We start from the raw sequence: 25,174 nt of genomic DNA, 5'->3' as shown, positions 1-25,174 counted from the left end.
CTCTGGCAGGGCATTCGCGCCGTCGACTCGCCGGACGAGTCGACGGCGCGAATCAGGAGACGACGTCAGTCGCTCTCGAGAAAGGAACACACCGCGAAGACGCCGTGACCGGCCTCGCGAATCTTCTGCGACCCACCCAGCTCGGGCAGGTCGATGATGGTGGCGGTCTCGACCACCTGCCCGCCGCTGCGCTGGATCAGCTTGGCGGCGGCCAGCATGGTACCGCCGGTGGCGATCAGGTCATCCATGATCAGGATGCGATCGCCCTCGCGGAAGGCATCGGAATGCAGCTCCACGGTGGATTCGCCGTACTCCAGGGTGTAGGTCTCGCTGATGGTGCGGAACGGCAGCTTGCCCTTCTTGCGCACCGGCACGAAGCTGCAGCCCAGCTCGTAGGCGACCGGCGCGCCGATGATGAAGCCGCGCGCGTCGATCGCGGCGATGGCGTCGAGGTCCATCTCCTGATAGCGATGCACGAAACTGTCGATCAGCTTGCGGAACGCCGCGCTGTTCTGCAGCACGGGGGTGATGTCGCGGAAGTTGACCCCCGGCTGGGGCCAGTCGGGCACGGTGCGAATCACGGACTTGATGTAGTCCCCGTAGATACTACTCATCAGTGGCCTCCGTCGAGGAACAGGAACTTGGCAATGAACAGCACCGACAACACGACCACGGCCGGGTTGAGATCACGGTGACGCCCGGACAACAGCTTGATCAGCGCATAGCTGATGAAGCCCAGGGCGATGCCATTGGCAATCGAATAGGTCAGCGGCATGGCCAGCGCGGCGATCAGCACCGGTGCCGCCTCGGTGACGTCGTCCCAGTCGGCATGCGCCAGGCTGCCGCACATCAGCACGGCGACATAGAGCAGCGCTCCCGCGGTGGCATAGGCGGGGATCGAACCGGCCAGCGGCGCGAAGAACAGGCTGACCAGGAACAGGATGGCGACCACCACCGCGGTCAGCCCGGTGCGACCGCCGGCGGCGATGCCCGAGGCGCTCTCGATGTAGCTGGTGGTGGACGAGGTGCCCAGCAACGCCCCGCTGATGGTGGCCGAGCTGTCGGCCATCAGCGCGCGATTGAGCCGTGGCAGCTTGCCGTCCTCGTCCAGCAGCCCGCCGCGGTGAGCCACGCCGATCAGGGTGCCGGCGGTGTCGAACAGGTCGACGAACAAAAAGGCGAAGATCACGCTGAGCATGCTGACGTCGAGGGCACCGGCGATGTCCAGGTGAAAGAGCACCGGCCCGACCGACGGCGGCATCGACACCAGGCCGCCGAACTGGTTGTGACCCAGCAGGATCCCGACCACGGTCACGCCGAGGATGCCGATCATCACCGCCCCCGTGACCCGCAGATAGGAGAGCGCGGTGATCACGAAGAAACCGGCCAGGGTATACAACGCCGGCGGCTGGGAGAGATCGCCCAGGGTCACCAGGGTGGCGGGATGCTCGACGATGATGCCGGCATTTTCCAGGGCGATGATCGCCAAAAACAGGCCGATACCCGCGGCAATGCCCAGTCGCAGCGAGATCGGAATCGAATTGATGATCCACTCGCGGATGCGGAAGATGCTGAGCAGGAAGAAGGTCACCCCCGACAGGAAGACCGCGCCGAGCGCCACCTCCCAGCTCTTGCCCATGCCCATGACCACGGTGTAGGTGAAGAAGGCGTTGAGCCCCATGCCCGGCGCCAGCGCTACCGGATAATTGGCCCACGCCCCCATGATCAGACAGCCGATCGCTGCCGCCAGGCAGGTGGCGACGAAGACCGCCCCCTGGTCCATCCCGGCCTGCGAGAGCACGCTGGGGTTGACGAAGATGATGTAGGCCATCGTCAGGAAGGTGGTGATGCCGCCGATGACCTCCCGGCGTATCGTGGTATCGTGTTCGTCCAGCTTGAAGTAGTTGTTGAGTTGTCGCTTCAGCATTGGCCAGCCCCGCGCTCGCGTCAGGTTCCAGGGATCATGAAAAGCCGCCTATGGTACCCAAAGGGTCACGACGACGCGAGCCATCCGCACCGAGGCCATTCGGGCCGCCCGGGCGGCAGCCCTCCCTTTATATGCAAGCGCCGACGACCGCGCCATCGCTGTCGCCAACGCCCCTTCGACGCAGTATCGCTCAGGCGCTCCGGCGCGCCGCCAGCACCCGCTCCACGGTCTCGACGATCGCCTGGGTCTGCGGATCGATCTCGATGTTGACCCGATCGCCGGGTACGCGCTCGCCCAGCGTGGTACGGGCCAGCGTTTCCGGAATCAGATTGACGCAGAAGCGCTGCCCTCTCACCTCGCCGATGGTCAGGCTGATGCCGTCGATGCCGATGTAGCCCTTCTCGAACAGGAAGCGCTCATAGGGCTGCGGCAGAGTGAACCACAGTCGGCGATTGTTGGGCGCCTCGTCGATCTCGCCGAGCTCGGCCATGGCGATCACGTGCCCCGACATGGCATGCCCGCCGATCTCGTCGCCGAAGCGCGCCGCCCGCTCGACGTTGACGCGGTCGCCGACCGCCAGCTGGCCCAGGTTGGTCAAGCGCAGCGTCTCGCGCATCAGGTCGAAGCTCACCCGCTCGCCGTCGATCGCCGTCACCGTCAGGCAGCAGCCGTTGTGCGCCACCGAGGCGCCGAGCTCGAGTCCCTCGCGCAGTGCAGCCGGCAGGGCCAGCACATGGGTACGGAATTCCTGTGCTTCCTCCACCGCCACCAGTTCCGCGGTCCCCTGAACGATACCCGTGAACATCTTGCGTCTCCCTGAAGTGAAGCGGCCAGTCTAGTGAACGCCACATGGGCGCGTCCACGGCAAACGCCGCCCCGGCCAGCCCGCCATGGGCACCGGCCTTTCCGCCAAGAATTTTCTCGCCAACCGCTTCTGCCACAGCAATATGTTCTGCATGAAACCGCCATGCCTTGCGACATATCCCGGACTCGTTGACGGCTCCCGGCCGCCCCTATAAAATTTCGCGGATATTCTTCAGGCGCCGATTTGATCCCGGCTTGCGGGCGCCTCCGCCAGAAGCCCTCGGGCTGCTGTGCGGAAAGTGCAGCTAAAAGGGTGTGTCCAGCGTTGATGGCCACCCGACAGGGTGGCCTTTTTTTCGCCCGGCCGCCCCGGCAGCGCCCTCCGCCGGCAATCGCGCCGCGACACGACCTGGCCCATGATCACTCTCGACAACGTTTCCAAGACCTACGGCACGGGCGAGCAGGCGATTCACGCCCTCAAGCCCGTGCATCTGCACGTCCCGCAAGGCGCCATTCACGGCGTCATCGGCCTGTCCGGCGCGGGCAAGTCGACGCTGATCCGCTGCGTCAACCTGCTCGAGCGTCCGACCACCGGCCGTGTGTTCGTCGACGGCGACGAACTCACCGCGCTCGATGCCGCCAGCCTGAACCGGGCCCGCCACCGGGTGGGCATGATCTTCCAGCATTTCAACCTGCTGTCGTCGCGCACCGTGTTCGCCAATGTCGCCCTTCCCCTGGAGCTGATGGGCGTCGCCAAGCGCGAGATTCGCGAGCGCGTCGAGCCGCTGCTCGAGCTCACCGGCCTGGCCGACAAGCGGGACATGTACCCGGCCCAGCTTTCCGGCGGCCAGAAGCAGCGCGTGGCGATCGCCCGCGCCCTGGCCAGCCGCCCCAAGGTGCTGCTGTGCGACGAGGCCACCTCGGCGCTGGACCCGCAGACGACGCTGTCGATCCTCGAGCTGCTGCAGGACATCAACCGCAAGCTGGGCCTGACCATCCTGCTGATCACCCACGAGATGGAAGTGGTCAAGACCATCTGCCACCGGGTCAGCCTGATCTCCGCCGGCGAACTGGTGGAGGAAGCCGATGTCGGCGACTTCTTCACCGCCCCGCAGACCCGCCTGGGCCGCGAGTTTCTCAACGCCTTCCTGGAGCTCGAGCCACCGCAGGCGCTGGTCGACCGCCTCGCCGCCCAGCCCGGCGACGACACCCACCCGGTGGTGCGTCTGGCCTTCACCGGCGACTCGGTCTCCACGCCGCTGGTGTCGCGGCTGGCCCGGGACTGCGACATCGACGTCAGCATCCTCGAGGCCAAGGTGGAATCGATCCAGGACCGCACCCTGGGCCTGATGATCGCCGAACTGATCGGCCCCGCCGACAAGACCCGCGAGGCGCTCGCCTACCTCGAATCCCACGACCTGCAAGTGGAGGTGCTCGGCCATGTCCAGCGCGATGCTTGAACTGATTCTCGAAGCCACGCTCGACACCCTCTACATGGTCGCCGTCTCGGGCCTCATCGCGACGGCCCTGGGCGTGCCGCTGGGGGTGCTGCTCTACGTGACCCGCCCGGGCCAGATCCTCGCCCAGCCCCTGACCAACCGGGTGCTGGGAATGGTCACCAACATCGGCCGCTCCATCCCGTTCATCATCCTGATGGTGGCGATCATCCCCTTCACGCGCGCCCTGGTGGGCAGCTCGATCGGCACCAACGCCGCCGCGGTGCCGCTGACCATCGCCGCCATCCCGTTCGTCGCCCGGCTGGTCGAGGGCGCGCTGAACGAGGTGCCACCGGGGCTGATCGAGGCCGCCCAGTCGATGGGCGCCACCCCCTACCAGATCATCACCAAGGTGCTGCTGCCCGAGGCCCGCGGCGGCATCATCACCGGCCTGACCATCACCGTGGTCACCCTGATCAGCTACTCGGCGATGGCCGGTGCGGTGGGCGGCGGCGGCCTCGGCGACCTGGGCATCCGCTATGGCTACAACCGCTTCAACCCCACCATCATGCTGATCACGGTGGTCATCCTGGTGGTGCTGGTGCAGGGCTTTCAGATGCTCGGCGACTATCTGGTCCGCCGGAGCGACCACAAGTAGCCTATTGGATTAATAACCAAAAAGAATTATAAAAACCGCAGTTATGCCTTACAATCCACCCATGACGACGCGCGGAACGCTCGCGCACATCGAGACAAGGAGCGCAATCATGAAGCACGCAATCGCCAAGGCGCTGGGCGCCACCCTGCTGGGCCTGGGCATGATCGGCAGCGTCCAGGCCGCCGACGACCACATCAAGGTCGGCACCGTGGCCGGTCCGGAAACCGACGTCATGCAGGTCGCCAAGCAGATCGCCAAGGACAAGTACGGCCTCGATGTGGAGATCGTCGAGTTCACCGACTACGTCACGCCCAATGCCGCGCTGGCCGACGGCAGCCTCGACGCCAACGCCTACCAGCATGAGCCGTACATGAAGTCGATGGTCCGCGACCGCGGCTACAAGTTCGCCATCGCCGGGCGCACCTTCGTCTACCCGATCGGCGCCTACTCCGCCAAGTACAACAGCATCGACGCCCTGCCCGACGGCGCCACCATCGCGCTGCCCAACGACCCCTCCAACGAGGGCCGGGCACTGATCCTGATGCACAACAAGGGCCTGATTCAGCTCAACGACCCGAGCAACCTCGAGGCCACGCCGATCGACATCGCCGAGAACCCGCACGACTTCGAGTTCCGCGAGATCGAGGCCGCCCAGCTGCCCCGCGTGCTGCCCGACGTCGACATGGCGTTCATCAACAACACCTTCGCCCAGCCCGCCGGCCTGAGCCTGGACGACGCCCTGATCAAGGAAGGGCCCGAGTCGCCCTACGTCAACCTGATCGTGGTCCGCGAAGGCGATCAGGACCGCGAGGCGATCCAGGAGCTGGTCGACGCCTACCACAGCCAGGCGGTGATCGACAAGGCCGACGAGCTGTTCAAGGGCGGCGCGGTCCCCGGCTGGAAATAAGCCCGCCGATCCAGCACGCACCGCTTTACTCGGGCCGGCCTTGCCGGCCCGAGGCGTTTCCGAGGAGCCTTTTCATGACCGACTACTCCCTGCTTGCCCGCCAGCTCGAGGCCCTGCTCGACACCCGCGACTGGCTGACCAACACTGCCCAGACCTGCGCCTTCCTGATGCAGGAAGTCGGCGAGCTGAACTGGGCCGGCTTCTACCTGCATCGTCGCCCGCAGACCCTGGTGCTCGGCCCCTTCCAGGGCAAGCCGGCCTGCAACCCGATCCCTTTCGACAAGGGCGTGTGCGGCGCCGCGGCCCGCCGCCTCGCCACCCAGCGCGTCGACGACGTGCATGCCGTGGCCGATCACATCGCCTGTGATGCCGCCTCGCGCTCCGAGCTGGTGGTCCCCATCGTCGTCGACGGCCGGCTGTGGGGCGTGCTGGATCTCGACAGCCCCCGCCCGGCCCGCTTCAGCGCCGACGACCAGGCCGGCATCGAACGGCTGGTCACGACGTTCGTGGCGGCCAGCGATCTGCCGAGCCTGAACTGATCTCGCCGGTCTGGCATGACGAGGTAGGCCGAGCCCCTCTTGTCGACCCACTTGGCCGATTGCCCGAATCGGCCGGACCCGCCATGCTGACCCTCGAACACCACGCCACTTTCCGTTTTTCCGGGGGACTGCCATGACGACCACCTCGCCGGGCGCGAACCATGAAGGCCTGGATGCCGTGCTTGCCCACCTCGAGCGCCTCAAGGCCCTGAACGCGGCCAGCGGCAACGACCTGACCGTCAAGCGCCGGCTGCTCGACAGCTACTTTGCCGCCGACCCCGCCATCCTGACGATCCGCGGCCGCGTCGAGCCGCTGCTGATCCCGGTACGCGACGGCCGGGTCATCGCCGCCGAACGCCTGCGCCCCGACGACCCATCGGGCACCGCCGGACGCTACCTGCTGTACCTGCATGGCGGCAGCTGGATGGCCGGCAGCGCGGCGAGCCACCGCCCGCTGGCCGCCCGGCTCGCCCAGGCGTGTCGCGCCGAGGTGATCAGCATCGACTACCGGCTCGCACCGGAACACCCGTTTCCGGCCGGTCTCGAGGACTGCCTCGATGCCTGGGCGTGGCTCGCCGATGAACACGGCGATGCGCCCCTGCTGCTCGCCGGCGACAGCGCCGGCGGCAACCTGACGCTGGCCTGCCTGAACGCGCTCGACACCGCCGGGCTGCGTCGCCCGGACGCCGTGCTGGCCTTCTCGCCGGCCACCGACCTGGACTGGGAAAGCGATTCGCTGCACCGCAAGGCCGACGTGGAGCCGATCCTCGACCCCGAGCTGCTGCCCCTGATCGCCCAGCTATACCTCGGCCAGTCGCCTGCTGCCGCTCGCGACGACCCGCGCGTGTCGCCGATCGAGGGTGACCTGAGCGAGCTGCCGCCGACGCTGATCCAGTGCGGCGAGGCAGAGATCCTGCTGGATGACAGCCGCCGCTATGCCGAACAGGCCCGCCAGAGCGGCAGCCCGGTCCAGCTGAGCCTGTGGCCCGACATGCCGCATGTCTTCGTGGGGTTCGCGCCGCGCCTGGCCGCAGCCCGCCAGGCGCTGGAGGAAATCAGGCACTTCGTCGACAGTCACCTGCCGTGAGCCATCCGCACGCGAAAACGCCCGACTCCTTCTGGGGGAATCGGGCGTTCGGAATCTGGTAGGACCGAGCGGATTTGAACCGCTGACCTCCACGATGTCAACGTGGCGCTCTAACCAACTGAGCTACGGTCCTTCAAAAGCTGTTTCACACGAGGCTGCCACTCGAAAGCGACTTGGTAGGACCGAGCGGATTTGAACCGCTGACCTCCACGATGTCAACGTGGCGCTCTAACCAACTGAGCTACGGTCCTGCCGAGTTGCCGGTTCGTGTGCCCCGACAACGGAAGCGTATTCTACGGATGACGCCGGAAAATGCAAGCCCGTCTCGACGAAAAAATGCAGCCCAACTCAAATGCTTGGGAGTCCCCTGCCGGAACCGACCCGCCTCGCCGCTCCCGACTCACGGCATCCAGCCAGCCGCGACAAGAGCCGCTCGCGCGTCGGGCGAAAAGGCCTCATGTTCGCTTTCAGTCAGCCGGCGCCCCACAGGGCTTTCGCAAGAGAACATTTCACGCGACCGCCCTCGCCACGCCTGCACCTGATACCATAGCGCCTGACGAGCCGGCGCGCGGCGCCGATTCCCGCCCACTCCTGCCGACAGCAATCACCATGACCCAGCAGCAACGCCACGACGCCATCATCGCCCTGGTCAGGCGCCAGGGATACGCCTCCATCGAGCAGCTGACCCGGGACTTCGGCGTCACGCCCCAGACCATCCGCCGCGACCTCAACACCCTGGCCGACGACGGACTGATCCGGCGCGTCCACGGCGGCGCCGGACTCGAGTCCAGCACCGTCAATACCGCCTACCAGACCCGCAAGACGCTCAACCTGGATGCCAAGCGACGCATCGCCGACCTGCTGGCCAGCCACATCCCCGATCACGCCTCGCTGTTCATCAACATCGGCACCAGCAACGAGATCGTCGCCGAGGCCCTGCTCGCGCACCACGGCCTCGAGGTGATCACCAACAACCTCAACGTGGCGGCCATCCTGCAGCACAAGGAAGACTTCAACGTGATCGTCGCCGGCGGTCAGGTGCGCTCCCGCGACGGCGGCATCATCGGCGAGGCGACCATCGACTTCATCAACCAGTTCAAGGTGGACTTCGGCATCATCGGCATCAGCGGCATCGACGACGACGGTTCGCTGCTGGAATTCGACTACCAGGAAGTGCGTGTCGCCCAGGCGATCATCCACAACTCCCGCCAGGTCTACCTGATCGCCGATCACTCCAAGTTCCGCCGCAACGCCGTGGTCCGCCAGGGCAACATCGCCCAGATCGATGCCCTGTTCACCGACCGCCAGCCCCCCGAAAACCTCCTGACGCTGATGGAAGCCCACGACGTCAGCCTGCATCTGGCCGACGCGGACGCGCCACCGCGCCCGAAAACGCCCGCCCCGCTGCACGCCTGATCCCTTTCTCTCACGGCATGCCAGCCGTGCTCTCTCGGTAGGCGGTTCATCCGGAACCTGGCCGTGGGAGCGACTTCAGTCACGATAAACCAGCCACCGGGCCACCGCTGTCGAGGATGAATCCTCTCCCACAAGTCCCCTTCAGGGCCCGCACTGCCGGGGATCATCCCGTCCCAAAGGAGCTTCCGGCAGGCCGGCCAGCCCGGATGACCGACCCCGGTCAGCCGGACGGGGTTTCCGTGAACAACCCGGAGGGTTTACACGGCCAGCCGACGGTGTTCGCGCCTTGATGTTCGTTTTCGATTAGTCTATTTTCGTTTTCGAAACGATTACGCACCACCCTTTCATCAGCGAACACGAGCAGTGGAGTCCACGCATGGGCAGCACGTCATCCCCTCCTCTCTACGACCTGTTCGTCGTCGGCGGCGGCATCAACGGCACGGGCATTGCCAACGACGCCGCCGGACGCGGCCTGCGGGTCGCCCTGTGCGAGCAGGGGGATCTGGCCCAGGCGACCTCCTCGGCCAGCAGCAAGCTCATCCATGGCGGGCTGCGCTACCTCGAGCACCGCGAGTTCCGCCTGGTGCGCGAGGCCCTGCGCGAACGCGAGGTCCTGCTCGCCAAGGCACCGCACATCATCTGGCCGCTGCGCTTCATCCTGCCTCACCGCCCTCACCTGCGGCCCGCCTGGCTGCTGTGCACCGGGCTGTTTCTCTACGATCATCTCGGACATCGCGACAGCCTGCCGGCCTCGCGCTCGCTGCGCTTCGACGCCACCAGCCCGCTTCAGCCACACATCACTCGCGGCTTCGAGTATTCCGACTGCTGGGTGGACGACGCCCGACTGGTGGTGCTCAACGCCCTGCAGGCCCGCGACAACGGTGCCGACATTCATGTCCGCACGCGCTGCGTGGCGGCCCGCGAGATCGACGGCCACTGGCAGCTCACGCTGGAAGACAGCCGCGACGGCCGGCGCACCGAGTGCCGGGCACGGACCCTGGTCAACGCCGCCGGCCCCTGGGTGGAGAGCTTCCTGCGCCAGCGTACCGAGCACCAGCCCCGCTACGGCATCCGCATGATCCAGGGCAGCCACCTTGTCGTGCCGCGCCTGAACACGGACGAACGCGCCTACATCCTGCAGAACCGGGACGGACGCATCGTCTTCGTGCTGCCCTACGAGCAGGACTTCAGCCTGATCGGCACCACCGACATGCGCTATCGCGGCGACCCGGCAACGGTGACGGCCGGCGAGGCGGAGATCGACTACCTGCTGGAGGTGGTCAATGCGCACTTCTCGCGCACGCTCGCTCGCGACGACGTCGTGGCCCACTTTTCGGGCGTGCGCCCGCTGTGCGATGACGAGTCCGCCGATCCCTCGGCCATGACCCGGGACTACACTCTCGACCTGGACGATTCAGGGGCGCCCCTGCTGTCCATCTACGGCGGCAAGATCACCACCTACCGCAAGCTGGCCGAGGCCGCCCTGAGCAGTCTGGCGCCGTACCTGCCCGGTGCCGGACGCCCCTGGACCGCCGAGGCGCCGCTGCCCGGCGGCGACTTCGACACCCCGCAAGCCTTTCAGGCCCGGCTGCTGCGCGACTACCCGTTTCTCGGCGAGGCCCGCGCCTGGCGGTTCACCCGCAGCTACGGCACGCTGTGCCGGCGCTTTCTCGACGGCTGCACCAGCGAGGCCGCGCTCGGCGAGCATTTCGGCGCCGGGCTCACCGCCCGCGAGGTGGACTATCTGGTGGAGCAGGAGTGGGTCGTCGATGTCGACGACCTGCTGCGCCGCCGCAGCAAGCTCTACCTGCGCCTGGACGCCGCCCGGCGCGAGCGTCTGGGCGCCTATCTGCGCGCACGCACGCGCCAGCAGGCACAGACCGCCTGACGGCTCGTGCCGATGCGGCGTTCATGTTATTGATGGGGGCTCAATCACGTCACGCCGACAGGGCGTGGCCCGTCCCGGGAACTCGTCATGATCGATATCGGCCTGGCCGTCGCCGCAGCGCTGCTGGTGCTGTCAACCCTTATGCCCCTGCTGCCGCTGCGTGTCTGGTGGGTGCGCGGCTTCGACTTTCCCCGCCTGCAGCTGGCCGGACTGGCGCTGCTGACGGGCGTGCTGGCACTGCTCTGGGGCACCGATGCCTGGCAGATCGGCGTGGTGATCGCCTGCCTGCTGGTCATGCTCGTGCAGCTCGCCCACGTGCTGCCCTGGACGCCGCTGTGGCGCAAGCAGGTCATCGATGCCGCCGACGACACGGAGCAGGCCCAGCTGACCCTGATGGTCGCCAATGTCCTGACCGACAACCGCAATGCGGACGACCTGATGCGTCAGATCCACGCCGAGCAACCGGATCTGGTGCTGACCCTGGAATCCGATGCCTGGTGGGGCGAGCAGCTGAGCCGCGCACTGGATGCAGGCTGGCCCCACAGCGTCAAGATCCCGCTGGACAACCTCTACGGCATGCACCTGTTTTGCCGACGGCCGCTGGAGGACGTCGAGGTCAAGTGGCTGATCCAGAGCGACATTCCCTCGATCCATGCCTGGCTGCCGATGCCCTGCGGCACCCGCCTGCGCCTGCATGCCGTGCATCCGCGCCCGCCGGCCCCCGGCGAGAGCGACGACTCCCTGTGGCGGGACGGCGAGCTGCTGCTGGTGGGCAAGGGCATTCACCAGCACGAGCAGCCCACCCTGCTGTTCGGGGATCTCAACGACGTGGCCTGGTCACGCACCACCCGGCGCTTCTGCCGCATCAGCGGCATGCTCGATCCGCGACGCGGACGCGGCATGTTCAGCACCTTCCACGCCAAGTACCCGCTGATGCGCTGGCCGCTCGATCACATCTTCGTCAGCGAGCATTTCACGCTGGCCGACATGCGCCGCCTGGCCCGGTTCGGCTCGGACCACTTCCCGATCATCGCCACCTTCCGCTATCGCCCCGCGCGTGCCGACGAGAACGACACGCCCGAGGCGGACCGGGAAGAACGTCAGGAGGCCAACGAGACCATCCACGAGGCCCGTCGCGAAGGCGACGGCGAGGCCTGAGGCCAGACCTCGCCGCCGCCCTTTCCCTCACTCGGGCACGCCGCCCCGGGTCAGGCGTGCCGGGTCGAGCAGCGTCTCGAGTTCATCGCGGGACAGGCCGGTTTCCTCCTCGGCAACGTCGATGATCGGCCGCCCGGCCTGATAGGCCTTCTTGGCCACCTGCGCCGCCGCGTCATAACCGATCACCGAGTTGAGCGCCGTCACCAGGATCGGGTTGCGGGACAGCGGCGCCTCGATGTTGTCGCGTCGCACATTGAAGGTGGCGATGGCCCGGTCGGCCAGCAGGCGGCTGACGTTGCCGAGCAGGGTGATCGACTCCAGCAGGTTGCGGGCGATCAGCGGCAGCATCACGTTGAGCTGGAAGTTGCCGCTCTGACCGGCCACGGCGATGGCGCCGTCGTTGCCGATCACCTGGGCGGCCACCTGGGCGGCGGATTCGGGAATCACCGGATTGACCTTGCCCGGCATGATCGAGCTGCCCGGCTGCAGGGCCTCCAGCTCGATCTCGCCGAGCCCCGCCAGCGGCCCGGAATTCATCCAGCGCAGGTCGTTGCTGATCTTCATCACTGCGCAGGCGTAGGTACGCAGATGCCCCGAGAGCTCCACCGCGGCGTCCTGCCCGCCCAGGCTGGCGAAGAAGCTGTCGTTGGGGCGCAGCGGCAGGTGGGTCTCGGTCGCGAGCCGCTCGGCCACCTTCGCGGCGAACTCAGGGTGAGCGTTGACGCCGGTGCCCACGGCCGTGCCGCCCAGGGCCAGGCGCGAGACGCGCCCGAGGCCGTCCTCCAGGCGCTCGATCGCCTGACCGACCTGGCTCGCCCAGCCGCCCAGTTCCTGACTCATGCGCACCGGCATGGCATCCATCAGGTGCGTGCGACCGGTCTTGACCACGTCGTCGAGCGCGTCGGCCTTGCGCTCGATGGTCGCCTTCAGATACGTCATGGCCGGCTGCAGGTGCTCCTTGACCATCAGCGCCGCCGCCAGATGAATCGCCGTCGGCACCACATCGTTGCTCGACTGGCCCATGTTGACGTGATCGTTGGGGCCGACCTCGAGATCGTCCCGCGAGGCGAGATGGGCGATCACCTCGTTGACGTTCATGTTCGACGAGGTGCCGGAGCCGGTCTGGAAGACGTCGATCGGAAACTGGTCGGCATGCTCACCGTCGATCAACGCCTGGGCGGCCGCGTCGATGGCCTCGGCGCGCGCGTCATCGAGCTGCCCCAGCTCCCGGTTGACGCGGGCGGCGGCCTGCTTGATGCGCGCCACGGCCCGGATGAAGGCCGCCGGCATCGGTTGGCCGCTGACCGGAAAGTTGTTCACGGCGCGCTGGGTCTGGGCGCCGTACAGGGCGCTGGCCGGCACTTCCAGCTCGCCCATGCTGTCGCGCTCGATGCGAGTCTCGCTCATGTCATCCTCCTGATTCATTGCCTGGCATCCTTGGTACAGTGTGGCGATATCCACGGGGTGGACGCCAATCATCCTCCCGAATCGGCAGGATAGCCCGGCGCCATGCCCCGGCCTTCAGGTCGCCATCCGGCCCGCTCATGCCGGGCGACGGCATCACGCACACACCCTACCCCAGGGAGCCCCACCATGTGGCACCAGCAGACCGTGACCCTGCCCGCCCACCCGCGCGGCTTTCACCGCATCACCGATGCCCTCGTCAAGGCCCTGCCCGAGATCGCCGAGCTGCGCGTCGGCCTGCTGCACCTGCAGCTGCTGCACACCTCCGCCTCGCTGACCCTCAACGAGAGCGCCGATCCGGACGTGCGTCATGACATGGCGCTGTTCGCCGACCGCCTGGCCCCGGCGAACCTTTCCGGCCTGAGGCACACGCTGGAAGGCGACGACGACATGCCCGCCCACGTACTGGCCAGCCTGTTCGGCACCCAGCTGACGCTGGCGATTCGCGACGGCCGGCCGGCACTGGGCACCTGGCAGGGAATCTGGCTCGGCGAACATCGCGAGCACGGCGGCGCGCGACGGGTACTGGCGACACTCAACGGCGAGTGAGTCTTACCAGTCGAGGGCCTGCTTGACAAAGGGGATGGTCAGCTTGCGCTGCGCGGACAGCGAGGCGCGGTCGAGCCGCTCGAGGGTGGCGAACAGCTCGTTCAGGTGGCGAGGGCCGCGGTGCAGGATGTAGCGCGCCACCTCGTCGGGCAACTGCATGCCCCGCCCCCGGGCGCGCAACTGCAGCGCCTCGAGGCGCTGGGTGTCGTCGAGCCGATGCAGATGAAAGGTCACGCCCCAGGTCAGGCGCGACGCCAGGTCGGGAAGTTGCACGGGCAACTGGCGCGGGGCCGCGGCGGCGCCGATGACCAGCCGCTTGCCGGCATCACGCAGGCGGTTGAAGGCGTGAAACAGCCCCTCTTCCCAGCGCCGGCGCCCGATGACGATGTCCAGATCATCGATCGCCAGCAGGTCGAGGCGCTCGATATCCTCGAGCATGTGGGGCGGAAAATGCCCCAGATCGTCAAGGGGCAGGTAGAGCGCGCGCTTGTCACGGGCGCCGGCCTCGTGGCAGGCCGCCTGCAGCAGGTGGCTGCGCCCCGAGCCCTCGCCGCCCCACAGGTAGATGAAGGCTTCCCCGTCGTCATCGAGCTGGGCACGCAATCGGCCCACCGGCGCCGCGTTGTCGCCCGGCAGGAAGTTGGCGAAGGTTGCATCGTCACGCAGCCCCACGCCCAGTGGCAGCTGCGCCGGCCCCGTGCTCATGCGTCGTCTCCGTTATCCGGCAGGTGTGCACCGGCGTCATATAACTGACTGTTTTTATAGCGTTCGTGCAGATGGCGCAATACTACCATGATCACCGCCGCCACCGGCAGGGCCAGCAGCACCCCGGTGAAACCGAACAGCTGCCCCCCCGCCATCACGGCGAAGATCACCGCCACCGGATGCAGGCCGATCTTGTCGCCGAGCAGCAGCGGCTGGAGCACGACGCCCTCGAGAATCTGGCCTACCGCGAAGATCGCCCCCACGCCCAGCAGGTGGACGAGATCCCCGTACTGGAAGAAGGCCACCAGTGCCGCCACGGCCAGCCCCACGATCACTCCCAGATAAGGGACGATGCTCGCCAGCCCGGCCAGCAGGCCGATCAGCACGCCGAACTGGATGCCCGCCAGCGTCAGCCCCACCGCGTAGACGATGCCGAGGCTCAGCATCACCAGCAGCTGGCCGCGCAGAAAGGCCGACAGTACCTCGTCGCACTCCAGGGCCAGCCGCGTCACCGTCGGCTCCAGCCGCCGCGGCAGCAGATCGCGCACCTGCTCCTTGATGCGGTCCCAGTCGAGCAGCAGGTAGAAGGTCACCACCGGAATCAGCGCCAGGTTGGCGACCCACAGCGCCAGGGCCAGCCCCGAGCGGGACACCCGCGCCAGCAGGCCCGCGGCGAAGGTGCCGGTTTCCTTCCAGTTGGCCATCAGCGCCTGGCGCAGGGACTCGAAGTCGGTACTGAGGTCGATGCCCGAGACCTCGCGCACCCAGGGCAGCACGGTGCCCTGCACCCAGTTGAAGATCGCCGGCAGGGCGTCGATCAGCTGACCGAGCTGCCGGCCGAGCAGCGGTACCATCACCAGCACGGCCAGCCCCAGGGCCAGCGACAGCACCAGGAACACCACGCTCACCGCCAGCCGCCGCGACAGCCCGCGGGCTTCCAGCCAGTCGGTCAGCGGGTCGCCCAGGTAGGCAAGAATCATGCTGATGAAGAACGGCATCAGGATCGGCTCGAGCAGCACCAGCAGCCACAGCACGGCCGCCAGGCCCAGCAGTATCCAGATGTGTTGACGTGTCATGTCTCGTCCTTGCAAGCCGTTGACGGGAACCGCGCCTGCCGATGCACCCCGGCAGGCGCGATGCTACAATGCGCGCGCTTTCACCTCTAGGTCACTTCGACAGGACACGCCATGACCCGCAGCGACGCCGATCCATCACAGCCCCCCTCCCTGAGCTACAAGGACGCCGGCGTGGACATCGATGCCGGCAACGCCCTGGTGGAACGCATCAAGGGAGTCGCCAGGCGCACCCATCGCCCCGAGGTGATGGGCGGCCTGGGCGGCTTCGGCGCCCTGTGCGAGCTGCCCGCCGGCTACCGCCAGCCGGTGCTGGTCACCGGCACCGACGGCGTGGGCACCAAGCTGCGCCTGGCCATGGACCTGGGGCGTCACGACACCATCGGCATCGATCTGGTGGCGATGTGCGTCAACGACCTGGTGGTGGCCGGCGCCGAGCCGCTGCAGTTCCTCGACTACTATGCCACGGGCAAGCTGGATGTCGACATCGCCACCGACGTGGTGAGCGGCATCGGCGAGGGCTGCCTGCAGGCCGGCTGCGCGCTGGTGGGCGGCGAGACCGCCGAGATGCCGGGCATGTACGAGGGCAGCGACTACGATCTGGCCGGCTTCTGCGTCGGCGTGGTCGAGAAGTCCGAGATCCTCGACGGCAGCCGGGTCGGCGAAGGCGACGTGCTGCTCGGCCTGGTCTCTTCCGGGCCGCATTCCAACGGCTACTCGCTGATCCGCAAGATCCTCGAGGTCAGCGACGCCGACCTGCAGGCCGACCTCGACGGCCGGCCGCTGGGCGACGCCCTGCTCGCGCCGACGCGCATCTACGTCAAGCCGCTGCTGTCGCTGATCCGCGAAAGCGGCGTCGCCGTCCATGCCCTATCGCACATCACCGGCGGCGGCCTGCTCGAGAATTTGCCGCGGGTCCTGCCCGAGACCCTCGCCGCGCGTGTCGACGTCACCGCCTGGCAGCGTCCCGCGGTCTTCGACTGGCTGCAGGAAAAGGGCAACGTCGCCGCGCGCGAGATGTACCGCGTGCTCAACTGCGGCATCGGCATGGTCGTGGTGGTGCCGGCGGCCCAGGCCGAGGCGGCCCGCGCCCATCTGGAGGGCGCCGGCGAGCAGGTCGTCACCCTCGGCGAGATCGTCTCCCGCGAGGGCGACGAGGAACAGGTACGACTGGAGAATCTCGAGGCATGAGCGACGAGTCGACCACCGACACCCTCAACGACTTCACCGCCGAGACGGCCGAGCCACGCCGGGTGGTGGTGCTGATCTCGGGCAACGGCAGCAACCTGCAGGCGCTGATCGACGCCCAGTCCTACGGCGAACTGGGCGGCGAGATCGTCGCGGTCATCTCCAACAAGGCCGACGCCTACGGCCTCAAGCGCGCCCATGACGCCGGCATCGAGGCAGTCGCCCTGCCGCACCGCGAGTACGACAGCCGCGAGGCCTTCGACGGCGCGCTGATCAAGGTGATCGAGCGCCACGAGCCCGACCTGGTGGTGCTGGCCGGCTTCATGCGCATCCTCACCCCGATGTTCGTGCACCGCTTCCATGGCCGCCTGCTCAATATCCACCCCTCGCTGCTGCCCGCCTACCAGGGCCTGAACACCCACGCCCGGGCGCTCGCCGACGGCGTCGAGGAGCACGGCGTCAGCGTGCACTTCGTCACCGAGGAGCTCGACGGCGGCCCGGTGGTGATGCAGGCGGTGCTGAAGCTTCGTCCCGGCGACACCGAGGAGACGATCATCGAGCGCATCCACGCCCGCGAGCACCTGATCTACCCGATCGCCGTGCGCTGGTTTCTCGAGGGGCGCCTCCAGCTCGGTGCCGACGGGCCGACGCTCGACGGCGTGCCGCTGCCGCCGCAGGGCATGCGGCTCTCCCACGCGGACGCCGCCGAGGAACTGGACGAGGAGCGGTAAGCGGTAAGCGGTAAACGGTAAACGGTAAACCAGATAATCAAAAGTGAACCCCATCGGCCTTGCGGCGATGGGGTTCACTTTTTCTTACAGCTCCAGGCTTGTGGCTCCCGGCGAAGCCGGGTCAGGTCCGCGGCAGGGTCACGCCCCGCTGCCCCATGTACTTGCCGCCGCGGTCCTTGTAGGAGATCGCGCACTCCTCGTCGGATTCGAGGAACAGCATCTGCGCCACGCCCTCGTTGGCGTAGATCCGCGCCGGCAGGTTGGTGGTGTTGGAGAACTCGAGCGTCACATGGCCCTCCCACTCGGGCTCGAGCGGGGTGACGTTGACGATGATCCCGCAACGCGCGTAGGTCGACTTGCCCAGGCAGATGGTCAGCACGCTGCGTGGAATGCGAAAGTACTCGACGGTCCGCGCCAGCGCGAAGGAGTTGGGCGGAATCACGCAGACATCGCCCTTGATGTCGACGAAGCTCTTCTCGTCGAAGCCCTTGGGGTCCACCACCGCCGAATGAATGTTGGTGAACACCTTGAACTCGTCGGCGCAGCGCACATCGTACCCATAGCTGGACGTCCCGTAGGAGATCACCCGCTGGCCGTTGACATGGCGAACCTGGTCGAACTCGAACGGCTCGATCATGCCTTCCTGCTCGGCCATGCGGCGGATCCAGTTGTCGGATTTGATGCTCATCGGGAAGTCCTTGCACTCTTTCGGTCGCCGCGGCCTCACTCATCGAAGCCCGGGCGAAAAAACGGGGCCGTTATCATAACGGCCCCGTCGATGTGGCGAAAGCCACGGCGTCTCAGTCGCCGAAGGAAATGCTCGGCCCTTCCTCGGCCTGGCCGGCGATTCCCTCGACCACCGCCGTCGCCACCCGGCGGAAGGTGGCGGTCACCTCGCTGTCGGGCTCGGCCACCACGGTCGGACGACCGCCGTCGGCCTGTTCGCGGATACCCAGTGTCAGCGGCAGCTGCCCGAGCAGCCGGGTCTCGTACTGCTCGGCGATGCGCTCGCCGCCGCCGGTACCGAAGATCGGCTCGCTGTGACCGCAGTTCGAACAGACATGCAGGCTCATGTTCTCCACCACGCCGAGCACCGGCACGTTGACCTTGCGGAACATCTCGATGCCCTTGCGCGCGTCGAGCAGCGCGATGTCCTGGGGCGTGGTGACGATCACCGCCCCGTCCACCGGCACCTTCTGGGCCAGTGTCAGCTGGATGTCGCCGGTGCCCGGCGGCATGTCGATGAACAGGTAGTCGACATCATCCCATACGGTCTGGTTGAGCAGCTGCTGGAAGGCACCGGCGACCATGGGACCGCGCCAGACCATCGGCTCGGAGATATCCACCATCAGCGCCATCGACATGGCCTGAATGCCGTGGGCCATGATCGGCCTGAAACTGTTTTCACCGACCACCTCGGGGCGTGTGCCCGGTGCGATCCCCAGCATCTGCGCCTGGCTGGGACCGTAGATATCGGCATCCAGCAGGCCCACACGGTAGCCTTCGGCCGCCATGGCCAGCGCCAGGTTGGCAGTCACCGTGGACTTGCCGACCCCGCCCTTGCCGGAGGCTACGGCGACGATGTGCTTGACTCCCTCGATCACGGTTGACTCCTTGATTGGTTTGCCCGACGCCCTTCACGGGGCGTCGTGTGACGCCAGTATAACCCGCGACCGCGGGGCATAACCAAGCACGGTGCTCAACCATTCACGCCGGCGACTCGACCGTCAGCGACCAGGGATTGGCGGTCAACGGCTCGGCGCCCTCCGCCGTGATGCGTACCGTGTCGCTGCAGCCGATGCCCCACTGACCGGGCAGGCGCAGGCACAGCGGCAGGTGGAAGACCATGTCGGGCGCGAATTCCTGCTGCTGTCCACGCGCGATAAACCCCGAGCCCTCGACCCACGACGGCGGAAACTGCCCGCCGACGGTGTAGCCGAAGACCCCGGAAAAGTAGGCGGCCTCGCTCAGCGGCGCCAGGACCTGCTCCGCCGCCCGCGCGGCGCTGTCGAAGGTACGCCCCGGGCGCATCACCGACAGCAGGGTGTCATGGAGGCGTCGACAGGTATCGAAGACTTCCTGCATGCGCGCGCTGGGCCGCCCGGCGACCACGGTGCGCATCATGGGGGCGGTATAGCGGTTCCACGCCGAGCCGAACTCCATGAACACCGGCTCGTCGGCGGCGATGGGACGGCGGCGATGATTCAGATGGCCGACGCTGCTGCTCACTCCGCCGACCACGATCGGCTGCATGCTCATGAACTCGCTGCCGGCCTCGTGCAGGGCCTGTGCCCCCGCCGCGGCGATGTCGCTGTCGGTCGCCCCGGCCGCCACTGCATCGGCAGCTGCCGCGATCCCGGCCCCGGTGATCCGGGCACTGGCGGCGAGACAGTCGAGCTCGAGCGCGGACTTGACGATCTTCACCCCGGCCAGCAGCGAGCCGGCATCGACCAGCGCCATACCCGGCAAGCGTCTTGCCAGTTCCGTCGTCACGCCCTGGCGCAGGCCACCCTGCCAGGGATCGACACCCAGGCGCGCCACGCCCGCCAGGCGCTCGACCAGCGGCTCGATCACCTCGTCGAGGTTCTCCCAGCGATAACTGCAGATGTCATCGACGCGGGTCGTGGTCACGGCCGGGCCCACCTCGATCGACGGCACCTGCAGCGTCAGCCGCTCCGGCGTCACCAGCAGCGCCGCATGCACGGAGACCTCGAAGGTGCTGTAGCCCGTCAGGTAGAAGATGTCCGCCGGCGCGGTCAGCAGCACGGCCTCCAGCGCCGATGCCTGCATCGCCTCGCGGACGGCGCGCCGGCGATGCTCGAACTCCGTTTCGGGAAACACGCACTCGCTGCCGGCCAGCGGCTCGAGCTGGCGGCGATACGTCGAATGATCCATCGATATGACCCCATTGCGGCGATAGTGGCATTGGCGTCTTCACTCTAGTCATCCCGCCGCCTGTCTCGCCAACCTCGAAAGGGCCTCGCGCTGGCCACCTCCGGACGCAAGAAGGCCGGGGACATGCCCCGGCCTTTCAGGGAGGCCCTGCGGCCCCGGTTAATGCCCGATCAGGCAGTGGTGGTGGGCTCGCGAGTGTTGGAGGCCGACTCCTTGCCAGAGGCCGGCTCCGAGGTGGCATCGCTGCCGCCGGAAGCCTTGCTCGGCTCACCAGCCTTTTTCGGCTCATCGGCCTGTTGCGGCTCATCGGCCTTGTTCGACGCCTTGTCGGTCTTCTCCGACGCATCGGCCCTGTCCGCCTTGCTGCTCTGGTCCGGAGCCGACTGGTCCGCAGAGGCAGCGGCGTCATCCGCCTTCGCTGCCTTGCCGGCCTGCTGCTCGCCCGACGCACTGGACGCATCGGCAGCAGCCGTTCCGTTGCCGGTCTGGGCGTTCGTCTCGACGCTGGCCCCCAGCTTCTTGAGGGTCTCCTGCATCCCGGCGATGGCCGACAGCTCCTGCTGCACCTGCGTCAGGTGCGCCTTGAGCGCGGCAAGCCGCTGGGTACGAGTCTGCAGCTGATCGGTCACGTCCGCCAGGCGCTGCTCGGCAGTCTGCACCTGCTTGGTCAGCGTCTCGTGACGCTGGCGGGCCTGGGCCACCGCCTCACGCGCCTGGTCCAGGTTTTTCTTGGCCTGGGCCGTCTGGCCCTGGAGTTCGGCCAGCTCCGATTCACGCGAGGAGACCTGCTTGTCCAGCTGCTTCAGCCGCTCCTGGCTCGACTCGACCTTCTTCTGCAGGGTCGTGTGCTGCCCCTGGACTTCCGCGGTCTTTTCCTGAACCTGCTTGAGTTCGCCGTGTGCCTGGTCGAGGGTCTGCTGGGCGGACTTGACCTGGCCGTCGAGATCCTCGCGCTTGGCCTGGGTCTGCTCGATGCGCGCCTGAAGCGTCTGGATCTGCTGATTGCGGGTGTCGAGCTGGTCCTGACGCTCGCTCAGCTGCTGCTTGGCATCATTGATCTGCGACTGCAGGGCATCGAGCTGCGACTGCGCCTGATTGTTCTGCGTCTGCAGATCGTCGCGGGCCTGCTGGGCCTGCTCGACGCTGTCGTAGGCCTTCTCGAAGTCAGCGTTGCGCTGCTCCAGTGCCTGCTTGTCCTGCGTCAACTGATCGATACGCGTCTGCAGCTCGCTGCGCTTTTCTTCCCAGCTTGCCTGCTGGGAACTGGCACTGGAGGCGACGTAGACGGCAATGATCACCGCGACGACCGCGACGGCGGTGATCACCTGGACCCGGACGTCCTTGAACGGGCTGCGGGGCGACTGGTCCGGCTGATTCGAAGAGGGTTCTGCCATGGCTGTCTCCTGACGATCGAAACGGGCCCACCACCATGACCCGATGCCGCCCGCCGAGCAAGACGAAATCCATCACCGGCGTCCCGCCAGACCACGGATTCATAGTGAAAACCACTTCAAATCAATGAGTTGAATATTGTTTGCGACTTTTTGTCTAGCCCGAAAAACTCAGTGGTCGACCTTGCCGCGCAGCGCCTTGCGCTGCCCCTTGCGGGCCTTGGCGTCGAGCCGGCGTCGACGCGAGGCACGGGTGGGCCTGGTGGGAACGCGCTTCTTGGCAGGCTGGGCGACGCTGCGAATCAGTGCCTGCAGCCGCTGCCGGACATCCTCGCGGTTCTGCTCCTGGGTGCGGAAGCGCTGGCCCTTGATGATCAGCACCCCGTCACGGGTGATTCGCCGATCGCGCAGCGCCAGCAGACGCTCCTTGTAACTGTCCGGCAGCGACGAGGCGGCAATATCGAAGCGCAGATGCACCGCCGAGGCCACCTTGTTGACGTTCTGGCCGCCCGCCCCCTGGGCGCGGACCGCCTGCAGATCGATCTCGTCGTCGGGCAGGCTGACCTGCCGCGAAATGTACAGCATGTTGCAGGCCTCATGGATGATGGATGTCGGGAGAAGACCGGCGAAGGCGCCGGTCAGCCCTCGGCCGGCACGTCGCGCGGCAGCAGCGGCTCGCCCTCGAAGACGACGCCGGCCCAGCCGACGCGCCGGAACTCGCGGATATTGCGATGGCCGCTGCCCTGCGGGTCGCCCAGCACCTCATCGCGGTAGACCTCGCCGAAGCAGTGCAGGGTCTGCTCGACATCGAGACCATGACGTCGCGCGAAGGCCAGCACCCGGCAGGAGCCGGCATTCTCGCCGGGGCGATTGCGCACCGCGCCATTGCGGAACCCCACCGGCGTGACCTGGTAGTAGCGGTCGATCACCGCCAGCGTATCGCGGAAGGCCAGCCGCTCGGGCCGATGGCGAAGGGTGTCGAGGAAGTCGTCCAGGGTCATGGCGCAATCCGGTCAGTAACGTGAACCCCACTACTCTACGCAAGCCCGGCGACGCTCACCACCGCATCCGGACGGGGCCGCAGCCGCCGGGACGGGGCTTGGTGAAGGTACAGGCTATGACGGATACTGTCGGCACGCGACACGCCGACGCCCTAACGACGACCGCCTGCCGGAGCCGCCATGCCACCTCTGGTCCTCATCCCTCGCCTCTGGCACTTCTCGACCCGGGTCCTGAAGGCCTTCTTCGCCAATCGCGGCATCCTGCTCGCCGGGGGCGTCGGCTACAACGTGCTGCTCTCGACGATTCCGCTGTTCGCCCTGCTGTGCGTGCTGCTGACCCATGTGGTCAGCGAACAGCGGCTGCTGGGCATCATCGCCATCCAGGCTCAGCATCTGGCCCCCACCCACGCCGACGTGATCCTCGACTCGGTGCGCACCCTGGTGGATTCCCGGGATGTGGTCGGCCTGGTCGGCACCCTGGTGCTGCTGTTCTTCAGCTCGTTCGCCTTCCGCATGCTCGAGGACTCGATCGCCCTGATCTTTCACCAGCCCGACAACCCGCGCAAGCGGCGCTTCTGGGTCTCGGCGCTGCTGCCCTACGCCTTCATGCTGGTACTGGGCGCCGGCCTGCTGGCGCTGACCCTGCTGGTCGCCATGGGTGATGCCGTCAATCAGCTGCTGGTGCTCCTGCTGGACGTGGAGCTGCCGGCGGCGCTGTTCGCCAAGGTGACGCTGAACCTGCTGAGCTTCGTCGGCATGTTCGGCCTGTTCAGTGCCATCTACAAGGTCATGCCGGTGGTGCGCATCGCCATGCAGCGCGCACTGATCGGCGGCTTCGTCGCGGCCCTGCTCTGGGAGCTGGTGCGCCTGGGGCTGGGCTATTACTTCGCCAACCTCTCCTATGTCAATGCCGTCTACGGCTCGCTGGCCACCCTGATCGTGGTGCTGCTGGGCCTGGAGATCGGTGCCATCATCCTGCTGCTGGGCGCCCAGGTGATCGCCGAGCTGGAACGCAGCGCCCGGGCCGGGCGGCACTGGTACCAGTCCCCCTGAGTCGGCCTAGAGTACGGTGATGCCCTGCTCCCGCTGCACCCTCACCTTGGCGTGGATGAAGTCGCTGTGGCGCACGAACAGCAGGTCGGCGAGCTTGCGGATGCGGTGCTCCTCGTGCGCGTCCAGCGACGCATCGGCATAGGCCAGCCGCCACATCAGCTCGACCAGCTCGACCTTGTCCGCGTAGCCGTAGTGCGCGTTGACCAGATGCACGAACTGAAAGTGATCCACGGCCTGCTCGGCCTCGGCACGGGCCAGCGTCATCAGCTCGTCGACCGCCTCGTCGGTCAGGGCGAAACGTGCCTTGAGCATGCCGTGCAGGGCCTCGAGCTCGCTGACGTCGTCGTGATGGTCGGCCCGCACGATCTCGCACAGCAGGGCCGCCGTGGCCAGCTCCAGCGTCAGCCGATGGCGGCGCGAATCGCTCCCCTCGGGCACGGCCAGGGCACGCTGGAAGAACTGTTGAATCGCCTCGAGCATGATGGGCCTCCGGGTGGCAGATGAGTCGTCACGTCTGTGATTTATGACCCGCATCCCGGCGAGAGGTTGCACGGCAACCGGCCCCGGGTTCGGCAAGCGCGTCGCCGTTGCGGTATCGTCGGACGCTGATATCCCAGCCCCTGCCTCGAGGCCCGGCATGACCGATCTGATGCAAACGCCCGTCACGTTGTCGCTGCTGCTGATCAACGTGGTCTTCAGCCTCTACGTCCTGCAGCGCCGGCCGGCCTGGCTGGTCGCCCTGGCCCTGCGCCCGACGCGCATCCTGCATCACCATGAATACTACCGCCTGCTCACGGCCGGCTTCCTGCACGCCAACGGGGCGCACCTGCTGATCAACATGCTCACGCTGTATTTCTTCGGGCCCGTTCTGGAGCGCTACCTGGGCCCGCTGCGCTATCTGATCCTCTACCTCGGCGCCGACGCCGCCGCGCAGGGGCTGACGCTGCTGCTCCAGCGCGCCAACCCGCACTACATGGCGGTGGGCGCCTCCGGCGCGATTACCGGGCTGGTCTTCGCCTTCTGCCTGTACGCGCCGTTCCAGCCGCTGTACCTGTTCTTCGCCATTCCGATACCCGCCCTGCTGTTCGCGATCGGCTTCGTGGCGCTGTCGATGTACGCCATGCGCCAGCGCCAGCCAGGCCGGCAGGGCGGCCTGGCCCACGAGGCTCACCTGGGCGGCGCCCTGGGCGGCATCGTGATCACCCTGCTCATCGACCCCACGGCATGGGGGCGATTCCTGCAGCAACTGGGCAGCTGAACGTCAGCAATCATCGACCGGCCAGGAAAGTGCTAAATATTCTGTG

26 protein-coding genes and 2 tRNA genes are annotated in these 25,174 nt (G+C 67.2%); 13 read left to right on the top strand and 15 right to left on the bottom strand.

Annotated elements, in window-relative coordinates:
• Positions 1-65: 65 nt before the first annotated feature.
• The 3 genes from KGQ91_RS11120 to KGQ91_RS11110 all read right to left on the bottom strand — a co-directional run bounded on the left by KGQ91_RS11120 (position 66) and on the right by KGQ91_RS11110 (position 2,732).
• Positions 66-614, bottom strand: a complete 549-nt coding sequence (locus KGQ91_RS11120) for an adenine phosphoribosyltransferase (RefSeq protein ID WP_163649361.1) — start codon at positions 612-614, stop codon at positions 66-68.
• On the bottom strand, positions 614-1,927 hold the full coding sequence (locus tag KGQ91_RS11115; protein WP_224421002.1) for an NCS2 family permease: 1,314 nt from the start codon (positions 1,925-1,927) through the stop codon (positions 614-616). Before KGQ91_RS11115 ends, KGQ91_RS11120 begins: the two co-directional genes overlap by 1 nt.
• Before the next feature lie 190 nt (positions 1,928-2,117).
• A complete protein-coding gene (locus KGQ91_RS11110; RefSeq protein WP_224415101.1) occupies positions 2,118-2,732 on the bottom strand; it encodes a riboflavin synthase subunit alpha in 615 nt (204 codons plus the stop codon).
• Between the two features lie 415 nt (positions 2,733-3,147).
• On the opposite strand from KGQ91_RS11110, the gene KGQ91_RS11105 reads away from it, so the two are divergent.
• The 5 genes from KGQ91_RS11105 to KGQ91_RS11085 all read left to right on the top strand — a co-directional run bounded on the left by KGQ91_RS11105 (position 3,148) and on the right by KGQ91_RS11085 (position 7,358).
• Complete coding sequence (locus KGQ91_RS11105; RefSeq protein WP_224421001.1) at positions 3,148-4,191, top strand: methionine ABC transporter ATP-binding protein; 1,044 nt, start codon at positions 3,148-3,150, stop codon at positions 4,189-4,191.
• On the top strand, positions 4,172-4,825 hold the full coding sequence (locus KGQ91_RS11100) for a methionine ABC transporter permease (RefSeq protein WP_224415103.1): 654 nt from the start codon (positions 4,172-4,174) through the stop codon (positions 4,823-4,825). Before KGQ91_RS11105 ends, KGQ91_RS11100 begins: the two co-directional genes overlap by 20 nt.
• Before the next feature lie 160 nt (positions 4,826-4,985).
• Positions 4,986-5,732 (top strand): MetQ/NlpA family ABC transporter substrate-binding protein, encoded by a 747-nt coding sequence (locus KGQ91_RS11095; RefSeq protein WP_224416786.1) that lies wholly within the window; start codon positions 4,986-4,988, stop codon positions 5,730-5,732.
• 74 nt (positions 5,733-5,806) lie between these two features.
• On the top strand, positions 5,807-6,271 hold the full coding sequence (locus tag KGQ91_RS11090; protein ID WP_224415104.1) for a GAF domain-containing protein: 465 nt from the start codon (positions 5,807-5,809) through the stop codon (positions 6,269-6,271).
• Positions 6,272-6,404: 133 nt separating this feature from the next.
• Positions 6,405-7,358 carry an alpha/beta hydrolase gene (locus tag KGQ91_RS11085; RefSeq protein WP_224421000.1) on the top strand — a complete coding sequence of 318 codons (954 nt, stop codon included), beginning with the start codon at positions 6,405-6,407 and terminating at the stop codon, positions 7,356-7,358.
• A 56-nt stretch (positions 7,359-7,414) separates the two neighbouring features.
• On the opposite strand, the gene KGQ91_RS11080 is transcribed toward KGQ91_RS11085, so the two are convergent.
• Both KGQ91_RS11080 and KGQ91_RS11075 read right to left on the bottom strand, forming a co-directional pair.
• Positions 7,415-7,491, bottom strand: a tRNA-Val gene (locus KGQ91_RS11080).
• A 41-nt stretch (positions 7,492-7,532) separates the two neighbouring features.
• Positions 7,533-7,609 (bottom strand) — tRNA-Val (locus tag KGQ91_RS11075).
• 358 nt (positions 7,610-7,967) lie between these two features.
• On the opposite strand from KGQ91_RS11075, the gene KGQ91_RS11070 reads away from it, so the two are divergent.
• From KGQ91_RS11070 to KGQ91_RS11060, 3 genes are all read left to right on the top strand, one after another.
• A complete protein-coding gene (locus tag KGQ91_RS11070; protein ID WP_224420999.1) occupies positions 7,968-8,774 on the top strand; it encodes a DeoR/GlpR family transcriptional regulator in 807 nt (268 codons plus the stop codon).
• A 376-nt stretch (positions 8,775-9,150) separates the two neighbouring features.
• Positions 9,151-10,662 (top strand): glycerol-3-phosphate dehydrogenase, encoded by a 1,512-nt coding sequence (gene glpD, locus KGQ91_RS11065; protein WP_224420998.1) that lies wholly within the window; start codon positions 9,151-9,153, stop codon positions 10,660-10,662.
• Positions 10,663-10,749: 87 nt separating this feature from the next.
• Positions 10,750-11,820, top strand: a complete 1,071-nt coding sequence (locus KGQ91_RS11060) for an endonuclease/exonuclease/phosphatase family protein (RefSeq protein ID WP_224420997.1) — start codon at positions 10,750-10,752, stop codon at positions 11,818-11,820.
• Positions 11,821-11,847: 27 nt separating this feature from the next.
• Here KGQ91_RS11060 and KGQ91_RS11055 read toward each other — a convergent pair whose 3' ends face one another.
• Positions 11,848-13,227, bottom strand: coding sequence for a class II fumarate hydratase (locus KGQ91_RS11055; RefSeq protein ID WP_163649350.1), 1,380 nt, complete (start codon positions 13,225-13,227; stop codon positions 11,848-11,850).
• Positions 13,228-13,413: 186 nt separating this feature from the next.
• Here KGQ91_RS11055 and KGQ91_RS11050 point away from each other — a divergent pair, with 186 nt between their 5' ends.
• Positions 13,414-13,833 (top strand): secondary thiamine-phosphate synthase enzyme YjbQ, encoded by a 420-nt coding sequence (locus KGQ91_RS11050; RefSeq protein WP_224420996.1) that lies wholly within the window; start codon positions 13,414-13,416, stop codon positions 13,831-13,833.
• A gap of 3 nt (positions 13,834-13,836) precedes the next feature.
• On the opposite strand, the gene hda is transcribed toward KGQ91_RS11050, so the two are convergent.
• The gene (gene hda, locus KGQ91_RS11045) at positions 13,837-14,538 is read right to left on the bottom strand and encodes a DnaA regulatory inactivator Hda (RefSeq protein WP_224420995.1); all 702 of its coding nucleotides are present in this window, start codon (positions 14,536-14,538) and stop codon (positions 13,837-13,839) included.
• Positions 14,535-15,614: an AI-2E family transporter gene (locus KGQ91_RS11040; protein ID WP_224420994.1), complete on the bottom strand. Its 1,080-nt coding sequence runs from the start codon at positions 15,612-15,614 to the stop codon at positions 14,535-14,537. The genes hda and KGQ91_RS11040 overlap by 4 nt, the downstream gene beginning before the upstream one ends.
• Positions 15,615-15,725: 111 nt before the next feature.
• On the opposite strand from KGQ91_RS11040, the gene purM reads away from it, so the two are divergent.
• Positions 15,726-16,802 carry a phosphoribosylformylglycinamidine cyclo-ligase gene (gene purM / locus KGQ91_RS11035; protein WP_224420993.1) on the top strand — a complete coding sequence of 359 codons (1,077 nt, stop codon included), beginning with the start codon at positions 15,726-15,728 and terminating at the stop codon, positions 16,800-16,802.
• A complete protein-coding gene (purN, locus tag KGQ91_RS11030; RefSeq protein ID WP_163649345.1) occupies positions 16,799-17,530 on the top strand; it encodes a phosphoribosylglycinamide formyltransferase in 732 nt (243 codons plus the stop codon). Before purM ends, purN begins: the two co-directional genes overlap by 4 nt.
• 121 nt (positions 17,531-17,651) lie before the next feature.
• On the opposite strand, the gene dcd is transcribed toward purN, so the two are convergent.
• From dcd to KGQ91_RS11000, 6 genes are all read right to left on the bottom strand, one after another.
• Entirely contained in the window at positions 17,652-18,218 is a 567-nt protein-coding gene (dcd, locus tag KGQ91_RS11025; RefSeq protein WP_163649344.1) for a dCTP deaminase, read from the bottom strand.
• Positions 18,219-18,330: 112 nt separating this feature from the next.
• Entirely contained in the window at positions 18,331-19,134 is an 804-nt protein-coding gene (apbC, locus tag KGQ91_RS11020) for an iron-sulfur cluster carrier protein ApbC (RefSeq protein WP_377173385.1), read from the bottom strand.
• Between the two features lie 103 nt (positions 19,135-19,237).
• Positions 19,238-20,425 carry a M24 family metallopeptidase gene (locus tag KGQ91_RS11015; RefSeq protein ID WP_163649343.1) on the bottom strand — a complete coding sequence of 396 codons (1,188 nt, stop codon included), beginning with the start codon at positions 20,423-20,425 and terminating at the stop codon, positions 19,238-19,240.
• Between the two features lie 170 nt (positions 20,426-20,595).
• The gene (locus KGQ91_RS11010; protein WP_224420992.1) at positions 20,596-21,819 is read right to left on the bottom strand and encodes a coiled-coil domain-containing protein; all 1,224 of its coding nucleotides are present in this window, start codon (positions 21,817-21,819) and stop codon (positions 20,596-20,598) included.
• Between the two features lie 168 nt (positions 21,820-21,987).
• Positions 21,988-22,401 carry an alternative ribosome rescue aminoacyl-tRNA hydrolase ArfB gene (gene arfB, locus KGQ91_RS11005; RefSeq protein WP_163649341.1) on the bottom strand — a complete coding sequence of 138 codons (414 nt, stop codon included), beginning with the start codon at positions 22,399-22,401 and terminating at the stop codon, positions 21,988-21,990.
• 53 nt (positions 22,402-22,454) lie between these two features.
• Positions 22,455-22,817: a HopJ type III effector protein gene (locus KGQ91_RS11000; RefSeq protein WP_163649340.1), complete on the bottom strand. Its 363-nt coding sequence runs from the start codon at positions 22,815-22,817 to the stop codon at positions 22,455-22,457.
• 180 nt (positions 22,818-22,997) lie between these two features.
• Between KGQ91_RS11000 and KGQ91_RS10995 the strand changes: the two genes are divergently transcribed.
• A complete protein-coding gene (locus tag KGQ91_RS10995; protein ID WP_163649339.1) occupies positions 22,998-23,870 on the top strand; it encodes a YihY/virulence factor BrkB family protein in 873 nt (290 codons plus the stop codon).
• A gap of 6 nt (positions 23,871-23,876) precedes the next feature.
• On the opposite strand, the gene KGQ91_RS10990 is transcribed toward KGQ91_RS10995, so the two are convergent.
• A complete protein-coding gene (locus tag KGQ91_RS10990) occupies positions 23,877-24,350 on the bottom strand; it encodes a tellurite resistance TerB family protein (RefSeq protein ID WP_163649338.1) in 474 nt (157 codons plus the stop codon).
• A gap of 157 nt (positions 24,351-24,507) precedes the next feature.
• Here KGQ91_RS10990 and KGQ91_RS10985 point away from each other — a divergent pair, with 157 nt between their 5' ends.
• Complete coding sequence (locus KGQ91_RS10985) at positions 24,508-25,128, top strand: rhomboid family intramembrane serine protease (protein ID WP_163649337.1); 621 nt, start codon at positions 24,508-24,510, stop codon at positions 25,126-25,128.
• The last annotated feature ends 46 nt before the right edge of the window (positions 25,129-25,174 follow it).

Source organism: Modicisalibacter tunisiensis, from assembly GCF_020148005.1.
GTDB classification, from domain to species: Bacteria; Pseudomonadota; Gammaproteobacteria; order Pseudomonadales; family Halomonadaceae; genus Modicisalibacter; species Modicisalibacter tunisiensis.
Note: the sequence above shows the minus strand (reverse complement) of the source record. Positions and strands in the feature narration are given on the sequence as shown.

What these genes read in the sequence shown, in the direction of transcription:
- KGQ91_RS11120 (WP_163649361.1), bottom strand. Translation starts at nt 614, where the DNA reads ATGAGTAGTATCTACGGGGACTACATCAAGTCCGTGATTCGCACCGTG.
- KGQ91_RS11115 (WP_224421002.1), bottom strand. Translation starts at nt 1,927, where the DNA reads ATGCTGAAGCGACAACTCAACAACTACTTCAAGCTGGACGAACACGAT.
- KGQ91_RS11110 (WP_224415101.1), bottom strand. Translation starts at nt 2,732, where the DNA reads ATGTTCACGGGTATCGTTCAGGGGACCGCGGAACTGGTGGCGGTGGAG.
- KGQ91_RS11105 (WP_224421001.1), top strand. Translation starts at nt 3,148, where the DNA reads ATGATCACTCTCGACAACGTTTCCAAGACCTACGGCACGGGCGAGCAG.
- KGQ91_RS11100 (WP_224415103.1), top strand. Translation starts at nt 4,172, where the DNA reads ATGTCCAGCGCGATGCTTGAACTGATTCTCGAAGCCACGCTCGACACC.
- KGQ91_RS11095 (WP_224416786.1), top strand. Translation starts at nt 4,986, where the DNA reads ATGATCGGCAGCGTCCAGGCCGCCGACGACCACATCAAGGTCGGCACC.
- KGQ91_RS11090 (WP_224415104.1), top strand. Translation starts at nt 5,807, where the DNA reads ATGACCGACTACTCCCTGCTTGCCCGCCAGCTCGAGGCCCTGCTCGAC.
- KGQ91_RS11085 (WP_224421000.1), top strand. Translation starts at nt 6,405, where the DNA reads ATGACGACCACCTCGCCGGGCGCGAACCATGAAGGCCTGGATGCCGTG.
- KGQ91_RS11070 (WP_224420999.1), top strand. Translation starts at nt 7,968, where the DNA reads ATGACCCAGCAGCAACGCCACGACGCCATCATCGCCCTGGTCAGGCGC.
- glpD (WP_224420998.1), top strand. Translation starts at nt 9,151, where the DNA reads ATGGGCAGCACGTCATCCCCTCCTCTCTACGACCTGTTCGTCGTCGGC.
- KGQ91_RS11060 (WP_224420997.1), top strand. Translation starts at nt 10,750, where the DNA reads ATGATCGATATCGGCCTGGCCGTCGCCGCAGCGCTGCTGGTGCTGTCA.
- KGQ91_RS11055 (WP_163649350.1), bottom strand. Translation starts at nt 13,227, where the DNA reads ATGAGCGAGACTCGCATCGAGCGCGACAGCATGGGCGAGCTGGAAGTG.
- KGQ91_RS11050 (WP_224420996.1), top strand. Translation starts at nt 13,414, where the DNA reads ATGTGGCACCAGCAGACCGTGACCCTGCCCGCCCACCCGCGCGGCTTT.
- hda (WP_224420995.1), bottom strand. Translation starts at nt 14,538, where the DNA reads ATGAGCACGGGGCCGGCGCAGCTGCCACTGGGCGTGGGGCTGCGTGAC.
- KGQ91_RS11040 (WP_224420994.1), bottom strand. Translation starts at nt 15,614, where the DNA reads ATGACACGTCAACACATCTGGATACTGCTGGGCCTGGCGGCCGTGCTG.
- purM (WP_224420993.1), top strand. Translation starts at nt 15,726, where the DNA reads ATGACCCGCAGCGACGCCGATCCATCACAGCCCCCCTCCCTGAGCTAC.
- purN (WP_163649345.1), top strand. Translation starts at nt 16,799, where the DNA reads ATGAGCGACGAGTCGACCACCGACACCCTCAACGACTTCACCGCCGAG.
- dcd (WP_163649344.1), bottom strand. Translation starts at nt 18,218, where the DNA reads ATGAGCATCAAATCCGACAACTGGATCCGCCGCATGGCCGAGCAGGAA.
- KGQ91_RS11015 (WP_163649343.1), bottom strand. Translation starts at nt 20,425, where the DNA reads ATGGATCATTCGACGTATCGCCGCCAGCTCGAGCCGCTGGCCGGCAGC.
- KGQ91_RS11010 (WP_224420992.1), bottom strand. Translation starts at nt 21,819, where the DNA reads ATGGCAGAACCCTCTTCGAATCAGCCGGACCAGTCGCCCCGCAGCCCG.
- arfB (WP_163649341.1), bottom strand. Translation starts at nt 22,401, where the DNA reads ATGCTGTACATTTCGCGGCAGGTCAGCCTGCCCGACGACGAGATCGAT.
- KGQ91_RS11000 (WP_163649340.1), bottom strand. Translation starts at nt 22,817, where the DNA reads ATGACCCTGGACGACTTCCTCGACACCCTTCGCCATCGGCCCGAGCGG.
- KGQ91_RS10995 (WP_163649339.1), top strand. Translation starts at nt 22,998, where the DNA reads ATGCCACCTCTGGTCCTCATCCCTCGCCTCTGGCACTTCTCGACCCGG.
- KGQ91_RS10990 (WP_163649338.1), bottom strand. Translation starts at nt 24,350, where the DNA reads ATGCTCGAGGCGATTCAACAGTTCTTCCAGCGTGCCCTGGCCGTGCCC.
- KGQ91_RS10985 (WP_163649337.1), top strand. Translation starts at nt 24,508, where the DNA reads ATGACCGATCTGATGCAAACGCCCGTCACGTTGTCGCTGCTGCTGATC.